This is a genomic window from uncultured Bradyrhizobium sp., from assembly GCF_936928535.1.
Classification (GTDB): Bacteria; Pseudomonadota; Alphaproteobacteria; order Rhizobiales; family Xanthobacteraceae; genus Bradyrhizobium.
Genome location: NZ_CAKZHY010000088.1, coordinates 1 through 10224 on the forward strand (window position 1 = coordinate 1; position 10224 = coordinate 10224).

General features: G+C 65.9%; 7 protein-coding genes. 4 read left to right on the forward strand and 3 right to left on the reverse strand.

Annotated features, from left to right (window positions below):
* Nucleotides 1-47: 47 nt before the first annotated feature.
* Both Q0687_RS13615 and Q0687_RS13620 read right to left on the reverse strand, forming a co-directional pair.
* On the reverse strand, nt 48-794 hold the full coding sequence (locus tag Q0687_RS13615; protein WP_298877445.1) for a hypothetical protein: 747 nt from the start codon (nt 792-794) through the stop codon (nt 48-50).
* A 31-nt stretch (nt 795-825) separates the two neighbouring features.
* Nucleotides 826-2445, reverse strand: coding sequence for an amidase family protein (locus tag Q0687_RS13620; protein WP_298877447.1), 1620 nt, complete (start codon nt 2443-2445; stop codon nt 826-828).
* 178 nt (nt 2446-2623) lie between these two features.
* Here Q0687_RS13620 and Q0687_RS13625 point away from each other — a divergent pair, with 178 nt between their 5' ends.
* From Q0687_RS13625 to Q0687_RS13635, 3 genes are all read left to right on the forward strand, one after another.
* Nucleotides 2624-2977, forward strand: coding sequence for a GNAT family N-acetyltransferase (locus Q0687_RS13625; protein ID WP_298877455.1), 354 nt, complete (start codon nt 2624-2626; stop codon nt 2975-2977).
* A gap of 81 nt (nt 2978-3058) precedes the next feature.
* Entirely contained in the window at nt 3059-4213 is a 1155-nt protein-coding gene (locus Q0687_RS13630) for an acyl-CoA dehydrogenase family protein (RefSeq protein ID WP_298877448.1), read from the forward strand.
* 203 nt (nt 4214-4416) lie between these two features.
* Nucleotides 4417-6381, forward strand: a complete 1965-nt coding sequence (locus Q0687_RS13635) for a methyl-accepting chemotaxis protein (protein WP_298877450.1) — start codon at nt 4417-4419, stop codon at nt 6379-6381.
* A 63-nt stretch (nt 6382-6444) separates the two neighbouring features.
* Here the strand turns inward: Q0687_RS13635 and Q0687_RS13640 are convergent, their stop codons facing one another.
* Nucleotides 6445-8604 carry an EAL domain-containing protein gene (locus Q0687_RS13640; RefSeq protein ID WP_298877452.1) on the reverse strand — a complete coding sequence of 720 codons (2160 nt, stop codon included), beginning with the start codon at nt 8602-8604 and terminating at the stop codon, nt 6445-6447.
* A gap of 471 nt (nt 8605-9075) precedes the next feature.
* On the opposite strand from Q0687_RS13640, the gene mepA reads away from it, so the two are divergent.
* The gene (mepA, locus tag Q0687_RS13645; RefSeq protein ID WP_298877454.1) at nt 9076-10035 is read left to right on the forward strand and encodes a penicillin-insensitive murein endopeptidase; all 960 of its coding nucleotides are present in this window, start codon (nt 9076-9078) and stop codon (nt 10033-10035) included.
* The last annotated feature ends 189 nt before the right edge of the window (nt 10036-10224 follow it).

Consider the following 10224-nt stretch of genomic DNA (forward strand, 5'->3'; position numbering starts at 1 on the left):
CGCCAACACTCAATCAGTTCCAGCGCAGGTTTCTTGGAATCAATCGTCTAGTTCACGGCCGCAAGCGCGGCCGTGAAGGCGCCGAGATCGGCGCGGGCGATTTCGTCCGGCGCCCGTTTGGGAAGGTCGGCGAGCTCGGCGATCACGCGGGCGCGATCCTCCGGCACCAGAAAGTCAGCCCAGACATCGCGCGTGTCGCGCAGCGCAGCCGCGACCATGCGGGCGTTGGCGGGCTTGCTGGCGCCCTGGATCGCCGCGCACACCGTGGACAGGATGAAGAGCGCGCTGTTCTTGCGCACGCCCGCAATTCCCTCTGCGCGGATGCGGGTGCGATGCTCCGGCGGGAGATCATTCCAGAACAACGGGATTGCGGCTGCCTCGCGGGCCATGGCGCGGATCATGAAGTTGACCGCTGTCGCGTACTGGTCGCCATATTCGGTCATGTTGCGCTGGAGCGCGGCCAAGTCAGGCTGCGGCCCCGGCTTGGCGCCATAGAAGATGAACAGTTTGTGGGTCTGGTTGGCGGCGTCGAACCAGTCTGGCAGCCAGTTCATGTCGCTCGCCTCCGGGGGCGGCAACGACGCAAAGGCCTCGAGATCGTAGATGTGGCCGAGCATGGCGGCGACATCAGGCTGGGTCAGGTCGGGCCGCCCGCCCTTCTTCGCGACCCCGTCGATATAGACCTTGAAGGCCTTGGCAGCATCGCGCGCGGCGGTCAGCTCATGGATGCCGTCCTGCGCGAAGGCAGGCGAGGCGAAGGCGAGCAGCACAAGGAGGATTCTGACGATCGGCATCACGATTGGTCGCCCGCCGCGCCGCCGAGGTTCAGATCTGCGCGAGCGCCGGCAGGCCGGGCGGAGGTTTGCGCATCTGCGAGGCCTGCTCATAGGCGTAGGCGAGCCGCAGGAGCTTGTGCTCGCTCCAGGCTCTCCCTGCGAAGGTGAGGCCGAGTGGATAGTCCGGCGTCTCCTTGCCGTCGGCGCCCGAGACGAAGCCTGACGGCACCATGACGCTGGGATAGCCCGCCTTGGCCGCGATCGCAGCGCCGGTCGCGCCGGGGAAGAGGACAGCGTCCAGCTTGTGATTGACCATGTAGGCGTCCATGCCATGCGTCCTGGCGGCGAGCAGGTCCATGGCACGTGCGGATTTGTACTCGCGCTCGCTCAAATCGCCCCTGGTGAGGTCGGCGGCAAGGAACAGGTCCTGACCGAACCGCAGGGCTTCTTTCGCGTTCGCCGCGTTGAAGGCGATGATGTCCGCCATGGTCTTGATGCCGGTATTGGTCGCCCACTCCTTCAAATAGAGATTGAGACCGTGTTTCAGCTCGTAAAGGAAGACGATCGGCGCGCCGCCGGGATTGCCCTTGTTGCGGCTGAGCGGATTGCGGTTGAGCACGGCCATGTTCACGCCCGGGCCCGCAATCCAGCCCCGCGTCGGCATGCTGGAGCGCACGATGACGGCGCCGAGATCCTGCAGCACCGTGATCGCGTCCGCCATCAGCTTCGTGCCGTCGGGGGGCAGCTTGCCGTAGTAGCAATCGTTCAAGGGATCGGCGGGATCGCTCGGCACGCCGATGCGCGCGCCTTTCAGCGCATCGCGTGTGAGGTCGGCCGTGTAGTCAACAGGCCTGCGCAGCCGCTCCGTTATGGGATCGCGCGGATCGCCGGCTGCCAGCACGTTCAATAGCATCGCCGCGTCCCACACGGTGCGCGTCATCGGTCCGGCCGTGTCCTGGCTGTGCGCGATCGGCATGATGCCGGCCCGGCTGATCAGGCCGACGGTCGGCTTCACGGTGACGATGCCATTGCGGCTGGCGGGGTGCAGCAGCGAGCCCGAGGTCTCGGTACCAACAGAAGCCGCGCACAATCCTGCCGCCACTGATACTGCCGAGCCCGAGCTCGATCCGCCGGGATCCACGACCGGAATGCCATGTTCGCCCAGCAGCGAAGGCACGAAGGGATTCTTCACCTGACCGCCGAGCGAGGAATAGCCCGAGGGCATCTCGATCGCGATGATGTTGGCGAACTCGGTCAGATTCGCCTTGCCGAGGATCACCGCACCGGCCTTGCGCAGCAGCTTGACGACAGTGGCGTCGCGCTTCGCCCGTGCGCCCTCCAGCGCCAGCGAGCCCGCCGTGGTCGGCTGCTGGTCCGATGTCGCGATGTTGTCCTTGATCAGGATGGGGACGCCGGCCAGCGGGCGCTTGGCAGACGGCTTTACGTCGTCGAGCTTGGCCGCGTTCGCGAGCGCGTCGGGGTTGAGCGCACGGACCGAGTTCAGGGCCGGCCCGCCACGGTCGTACGCCGCGATGCGCGCAAGATAGGCTTTCGTGAGCGCTGTCGCCGTGACCCGTCCACCCGCCAGCGCAGCGATGATGTCGCTCATCGGCGCGTCCTCGAGCCTCAGCTCGGGCGACGCCTCCGCGCGGCGGGGCGGCTTGTTCATGGCATGCCTCTTGGACTATTATATGCTACAAAACGTAGCATTGATGCCGATCGCACGACAAGCGGAGCGAGCGATGAACTGCACGATCCGGCCCGCGAGGGCCGATGACGCCGCCGATATTAGCGCCGTCATCGTGCGTGCGTTGCGCGAAACGAATGCGTAACACTACACGGAAGAGATCATCGCCAGGGTGGAGCAAAGCTTCAGCCCGGACGCCGTCCTGGCACTGATGGCAAAACGCACCGTCTTCGTCGCTACCATCGGCAACCGCGTGGTTGGGACGGCAAGCCTCGACGGAAGCGTCGTCCGCACCGTGTTCGTGGCTCCTGACATTCAAACTCGCGGCGTCGGCAAGCTGCTGATGGCAGAGGTCGAGCACATCGCGCGCGAGCGAGACATTCCCACATTGACGGTCCCGTCGTCGGTTACCGCCGAAGCATTCTACGCCCGGCTCGGGTTCAAGGCGGTCCGTGACAGCTATCATGGCGACGAGCGTACCATCATCATGGAACGGGCCCTCGACGCCTCCTAACCGCAGCTTGATCGTATCGGCGAAATAGCCCACCATCGTGACGCTTACCGCTCACAGCAGAATGGGCGAGGAAACGCTGACATGAACGCAAGTTCCGGACTTGGCCTGGTCGCGCGGGCGCGGGCCATCGCGCCGCTGATTGCCGATGAGGCAGACGAGATCGAGCGAACGCGGCGGCTGACGCCCAAAGTCGTCAGCGCGCTGATCGAAAACGGGTTCTACCGCGCGCTGCTGCCGCAGAGCCTGGGCGGATCGGAAGCCCCGCCTGACATCTTCATGCAGATGCTGGAGGAGATCGCGAAGGCCGACGCGTCCACGGCCTGGTGCCTCGGCCAGAACAGCGTCTGTGCCATGATCGCAGCCGCGCTCGACCACGAGAGCGCGCAGGAGATCTTCAACACTCCGCCCGGCATCCTGGCCTGGGGCGCGGTGGCGCATGAGGCGCGCGCGGTCGAGGGCGGTTACCGTGTCACAGGGCGATGGGACTTTGCCTCGGGCTCGCCGCAGGCAAGCTGGCTGGGCGCGCATGTCCGCATCGTCAATGCCGACGGCACAGCGCGGAAGGCCCCGGACGGCACACCTGAACTGCGCACCATCCTGTTCCCGATCGCAAGCGCGGTGATGCACGATGTCTGGCAGGCGATCGGCCTTTCGGGCACCGGCACCAATTCCTACGAGGTGAAAGACCTCTTCATCCCCGATCGCTTCGCTGTGCTGCGCGATGTGCCGGAGGCCCTGCGCGAGCCGGGCCCGCTCTACCGGCTTCCCACCGCCTCGACCTACAGCCTCGGCTTTGCCGCGGTCTCGCTCGGCGTCGCGCGCGCAACGCTGGACGCGGCGATCGCGCTGGCGCGCGCCAAGCATCAATCGCTGGCGGCCAGCGCGATGCGCGACAACGGGGCGGTTCAGGGCCTGATCGGCCGCACCGAAGGCGACTTACGCGCCGCGCGCGCCTATCTCTACGCCACGGCAGGTGCGATGTGGCGCGACCTCTCGGCGTCAGGCGTCTTCAGCCCGGCGCATCGTAACGCGATCAGGCTCGCCTCCACCTGGACGATCCAGCAATCGGCCAAGGTGGTCGACACCGCCTATCAGATGGCCGGCGCCACCGCGGTGTTCCGCAGCAATCCGTTCGAGCGGCGGTTTCGTGACATGCACGCCATCACCCAGCAGCTTCAGGCACGCGACACGCATTTTGAGGACGTCGGTAAGGCGATCCTTGCCGAAGGCCGTTGATGGCCTGAATCGCGGCACCTGCGACATTTTATCCCTCGTCACGAATCAGCAACGCGTTTCCGTGCGCTCATTGCAATGAGTCATGCAAAACCACGCTGGCGGCTCCGTTGAAACACGGAGGCACACCACCCTTGTTGTTAAGCAATTTCTGGGACCGTTCGGCAAAACCAAGAATCAATCTTTGGAATGCCCGGGAATTTACGATGCTGAAGCTCAAGTCGATTGCGGCCCGCCTGATCCTCGCCATCGCGCTGACCGTTGCGGTGGCCTGCGCCATCCTCTCCGGCTTCTCGATCACCCAGGAGCGGGCGCTGACGCGAATGGCGCTCGATCACCAGCTCAAGCTGCAATATGAGAGCGTGATCGCAGCCATCGACTATGAGGGACGTTCGGCGCTGGCGGTATCCGCCGCGATCGCGGCGCTGCCTCCGGTCGGCGATGCCATCATCAAGGGTGACCGCGACGCGCTCGGCGCTCTGCTCGGCGACGCCAACAAGGCGCTGAAGGCGCAGGGCATCCCGCTGATCACCTTCCAGCTGCCGCCGGCGACCTCGTTCTATCGCGTCCATGCGCCCAAGACCTTCGGTGACGACGTGTCCTCGCGTCGCGCCACCGTGGTCGAGGCGCTCAAGACCAACCGCCAAATCGTCGGCGTCGAGCCCGGTCGCGAGGCGCTCGGCATCTTCGGCATGACGACGATCGTGCGCGACGGCAAGACCATCGCCAATGTCGATATCGGCGCCGCTTTCGGCAAGGAATTCGTCGACCGCGCCAAGAAGCGCTTTGGCATCGACCTCGCGGTCTATTCGGTCGAAGGTGGATCGCTCAACAAGCTCTCCTCGACCTTCGGCGAGAACGTGGTCGCCAAGCCGGTCGAGCTGAAGGCCGTGATGACAGGCGCGCCGCTGCTGCGCGAGGCGGAGCTCGACGGCCACCCGGTCGAGGTCTATGTCGGGCCGATCAAGAATTACGCCGGGCAGCCGGTCGGCGTGCTCGAAATCATCAAGGACACGACCGCCTACGAGGCTGCCTTCGCGGCGTCCGAGCGCAATCTGATCCTCGGCACGATCGCGATTCTCGCCGGCGCCATCCTGCTGGCATTCCTGCTCGGGCGCGGCCTGTCGCGACCGCTGACCGCGATCACGGCCGTGATGAACCGGCTGTCGAGCGGCGACACCAGTGTCACCATTCCCGGCAGCGAACGGCCGGACGAACTCGGCACTATGGCCAAGGCGGTCGAAATGTTCCGCCAGAGCATGCTCGAGGCGGGCTCGCTGCGCGAGGCGCAGGAGGCCGACAAGGCCAGGGCCGCGATCGAGAAGCAGGCGCTGCAACGCCAGATGGCCGAGCGCTTCGAGGCCGACGTCAAGGGCGTGGTCGCCGCGGTCGCCAAGGCGACCGAAGGCATGCAGCATGTCGCCGGCGAGATCACTTCCAGCGTCAACGGCACCTCGCAGCGCGCCTCGGCCGCGGCGACGGCGTCGGAAGAAGCTTCGACCAGCGTCAATGCAGTCGCGGCTGCCACCGAGGAACTCGCCTCTTCCGTCACCGAGATCGGCCGTCAGGTCACTCATTCCAGCCAGGTGGCGAGCGGCGCGGTGGTCAAGGCCACCGAGACGACGGAGATGGTCACGAGCCTGGCTGCCTCCGCCGAGCGCATCGGCGACGTGCTCCGCCTGATTAGCGAGATCGCGAGCCAGACCAATCTGCTGGCGCTGAATGCCACCATCGAAGCGGCCCGCGCGGGCGAAGCCGGCCGCGGCTTTGCGGTGGTCGCATCCGAGGTCAAGGAGCTGGCGAGCCAGACCGCGAAGGCGACCGACGAGATCGCGGCGCAGGTCAATGCGATCCAGGCGGCGACCGGCAATTGCGTCACCGCGATATCAGGCATCAGCGGCACCATCCGCGAGATCAGCGGTATCGCCACCACGATTGCGGCCGCCGTCGAGGAGCAGGGCTCGGCAACCCGGGAGATCGCCCGCAGCGTGCAGCAGGCCTCTGCCGGCACCACCGACGTCTCGGCCAACGTCGCCGGCGCGAGCCAGGCCGCGGACCAGTCGCGAGCGCTGGCCGGCAATGTGATGGTGGCGTCGGGTGAGCTCGGGCAGCACGCGACGGCACTGATGAAGAGCGTGGATACGTTCCTGGCGGGGCTGCGGGCGGCGTAGGATTTCTTCACCTCTCCCCGTAAGAACGGGGCGAGGGAGCGCACCTGCTTCGTGGTTGTTAGCTCAGGCCACCAGCGCGGCGTCACCGTCAATGCCGCGTTGCGCGGCCAGGAGGCTGATGATCTCGGCATTCGGCCGCGCCTTGCTGAACAGGAAGCCCTGGCCTTCGTCGCAGCCCTCGGCGCGGAGGCAGCTCAGCTCGGCTTCGGTCTCGACGCCCTCGGCGGTGATGATGACGCCGAGGCCTTTGCCGAGGCTGACGATGGAGCGAATGATCGCCTGCGCCTCGCGGTTGGCGCCGAGATCGCGCACGAAGGACTGGTCGATCTTGATCTTGTCGAACGGGAAGCTGCGCAGATAGCTGAGGCTGGAATAGCCGGTGCCGAAATCGTCCATCGAGATGCGGACGCCGAGCGCGCGCAGCGCATGCAGCGTCGCCAGCACCTGGGCGCTCTTCTCGAGCAGCAGCGTCTCGGTGATCTCGAGCTCGAGCCGGCGCGGCGACAGGCCGGAATGTTTCAGCGCGTCCGTGACCATCGACAGCAAATTGCCGCTGCGGAACTGCAGCGGCGACAAATTGACGGCGACGCTAACATCGTCGGGCCAGGTCACCGCATCGAGACAGGCGCGGCGCAGCATCAGGCCACCGAGCGGATTGATCAGTCCCGTCTCTTCCGCGACCGGGATGAACTCGGCCGGCGAGACCATGCCGCGCTCCGCATGCGGCCAGCGCACCAGCGCCTCGAAGCCGGTGATGCGGCCGCTCGAGAGGTCGATCAGCGGCTGGTAATATGGGCGCAGCACATCGTGCTGGATCGCATCGCGCAGCTCGACCTCGATCTTGCGGCGGCCCTGCGCCTTCGCGTCTAACGCGGCCTCGAAGAAGGCGAAGCTGCCGCGCGAATCCAGCTTGGCACGCGACAACGCCATGCCGGCGCTCTTGAGCAGCTTTTCGGACTCGTCGCCATCGCCGGGCGCCATCGCGATGCCGATGGAGGCGCCGATCACCACCGAATGGCCGTCGAGCAGATAGGGATCGGCGATGGCTTCGAGCAGGCGCTTGGCGAGGCCCACCGCGTCCTCGGGCCGCGTCAACCCGCTCTGCACGATGGCGAACTCGTCGGAATTCAGCCGCGCCAGCGCGTCCTCCTCGCGCAAGGTCGAGCGCAGCCGCTTGGCGACGCCGCGCAAGAGCTTGTCGCCGACCGCGTGACCCAGCGTATCGTTGACGGCCTTGAAATTGTCGAGCCCGAGCATCAGGACCGCGACCTTCTCGGGGCTACGGCGCGAATGCAGCAGCATCTCGTCCATGGTCTGGCGGAGCAGATTGCGATTCGGCAGGCCGGTCAGACCGTCATGCTGGGCCATGAAGGCGAGCCGCGCCTCGGCGCGCTTGCGCTCGGTGATGTCCATCAGCGCGAGCAGAACCGCGGGCCGCTCGTGATAGACCAGCTCACGGGAATAGATCGCAAGATCGATCAGCGCACCGTCGGCCTTGACGTGCTTCCAGGTGCGCGCGGCCTGCTCCTCGCTGGATCGGTCCTTCGTCCAGGGCGGCTCGCTGTCGAAGGCCTGCAGCGAGCGAATCTTCAGCCGCTCGAACTCGGCGCGGCCGTAGCCGTAATGGGCGATCGCGGCGTCGTTGACGCCGAGGATGCGCTCGTCATCCAGCGCGCAGACGATCATGGGGACGGGATTGCCGTCGAACAGCAGGCGGAACGAGGCTTCGCGCTGCTTCAATTCGGTGATGTCGACGCGCAGGCCGACGACGCCGCCATCATCGGTGCGGCGCTCCTCGATCAGGATGACGCGGCCATCCGACAGCGTCTGTTCGTGGCGCTTGCCGGGCTCGTAGAGCTTCTTCAGCCGCGCGGCGATCCATTCGTCCTCGTGGCCTTCAGCTTCCGGATAGTCGCCGCGGGCAACGCCGACGCGCAGCGTGTCTTCGAGCCGCGCGCCTTCCTGGAACAGATCGGCGGTCTTGCTGTAGATCTCGGCGTACTGCTTGTTCCAGAGAACGTAGCGTCCCTCAGGATCGAGGATAACGATGCCTTGCGGCAGGAGATCGACGGCCTGGCGCAGGCGCTCATGCGATCTGCGGGCGTCCGCGATGGCAGCTTCGGCTTCCGCGCGGCTCTGGACGAACTGGTCGCGTTCGATGCGTGGACGAGCCGCATGCGCGAATCGCGGCTTGCGCGGCTGTCGGCCGCTTCGGGCAAGCACGGTGCGCTTTCGTTTTCTTGTTTCTTTGGACCCCAAACTCAACTTCACACGTCCTAGCCGCACCCAGCGGTCGCAAGTCTTGCTCCAAGTATCTGAAAGAAAAGTAATCCTGGCCGGCAGCGCCACCAAGCTGTCGCTGCGAACAGGACGGATTTGCCCGTTTGCGAGGCGCGTGAAGCGTCATCAGGCGCGTCGAACATGCTGGCGCGTCGTGAAGGCCGCGCGAGAAGATGCAAAAACGCGCAGTCTCCATGAATCAATTCCGGAACGAGGCCGGCCTGCATGCAATTATGCGAGTGCCTCGCGTTCCGCGCACGAATTTTGGTCAATGCAGGATAGCGTTATCGCGCCGTTAAAGGCCGGCAGGCCAGCATGCGACTTTGGGATGATCCGGTTGGAAAATTAAATGTCGTGCTGGGCGCGTCGGCGCGTGCGGCGTCGGCTCCCGCGATGGGTTATAAGAGTGTCAGCATGAGTCGCCGCCGCATCGTCCCCCTCCTGCTCGTCATGACGCTCGTCGTCATAAAAGTCCTGGCCGCCAACGGCGCGCTGGCCCAGGACAAGGGCAGCGTGAACCCGAAACCGCTGCCGCCGCTCGCTAACCCCAACGATCCCAAGATCGGCGCCAAGGAGCTGTTCGCGCGCAAGCTCCTGCCGTCGAAGGGACCCGCCCATGTCATCGGCTCCTATGTGAAGGGCTGCATCGGCGGCGCCGAGCAGATGCCGCTCAACGGCGACACCTGGCAGGTGATGCGGCTGTCGCGCAATCGCAACTGGGGCCATCCCGACATGATCGCGCTGATCAAGCGCCTGGCCGCCAAGGCCCACAAGGATGCGGGCTGGCCGGGCATCCTGGTCGGCGATATCGGCCAACCGCGCGGCGGACCGGCCTTGTCAGGCCATGCCAGCCACCAGATCGGGCTCGACGCCGACATCTGGCTGACGCCGATGCCGGACCACCGGCTCTCGCGCGAGGAGCGCGAGGAGATGTCGGCGGTGATGATGGTGCGTGACGACAGGCTCGACATCGATCCGAGAGTGTTCACCCCGAGCCATCTGCTGGTGCTGCGCGACGCGGCGCAGGAGCCGGCGGTGCAGCGCATCTTCGTCAATCCCGCGATTAAGAAGGCGCTGTGCCGCGAGGCCAAGGGCGACCGCTCCTGGCTGTCGAAGATCCGGCCGTGGTGGGGCCATGACTATCACTTCCACATCCGCATGCGCTGCCCGGCCGGTGCCAGCGACTGCCAGGGCCAGCCATCGCAATCCGAGGACGAGGGCTGCAAGCCCTCCGAATTCGCCTATTGGTTCAGCGAGGGCGTGCTGCATCCCAAGCCGCCGGCGGTGCCGCCGAAGCCGAAACCACCGATGACGCTGGCGCAGATGCCGGCGGCGTGTAAGGCGGTGCTGCACGCGGGCGATGCGAAGCCATAACGGGTGTGAGCGGGCACACTCGCGCCAACCCACTGCTGTCATCCCGGACAAGCGTCAGCGCAGATCCGGGATCCATACTCCCAGGGAGGAGTGTGGTGCGAGATGGCAACTCCGAGTGTTCGCCAAATGCGATCCTGTGGTGATGGGGTGGACGGCCCCCTACGGCATCAGTGTGCCAGAATGAGGTTG

Excerpts from the sequence above, each read along its gene's own strand:
- Q0687_RS13620 (WP_298877447.1), bottom strand. The coding sequence starts at position 2,445 with ATGAACAAGCCGCCCCGCCGCGCGGAGGCGTCGCCCGAGCTGAGGCTC.
- Q0687_RS13635 (WP_298877450.1), top strand. The coding sequence starts at position 4,417 with ATGCTGAAGCTCAAGTCGATTGCGGCCCGCCTGATCCTCGCCATCGCG.
- Q0687_RS13615 (WP_298877445.1), bottom strand. The coding sequence starts at position 794 with ATGCCGATCGTCAGAATCCTCCTTGTGCTGCTCGCCTTCGCCTCGCCT.
- Q0687_RS13630 (WP_298877448.1), top strand. The coding sequence starts at position 3,059 with ATGAACGCAAGTTCCGGACTTGGCCTGGTCGCGCGGGCGCGGGCCATC.
- mepA (WP_298877454.1), top strand. The coding sequence starts at position 9,076 with ATGAGTCGCCGCCGCATCGTCCCCCTCCTGCTCGTCATGACGCTCGTC.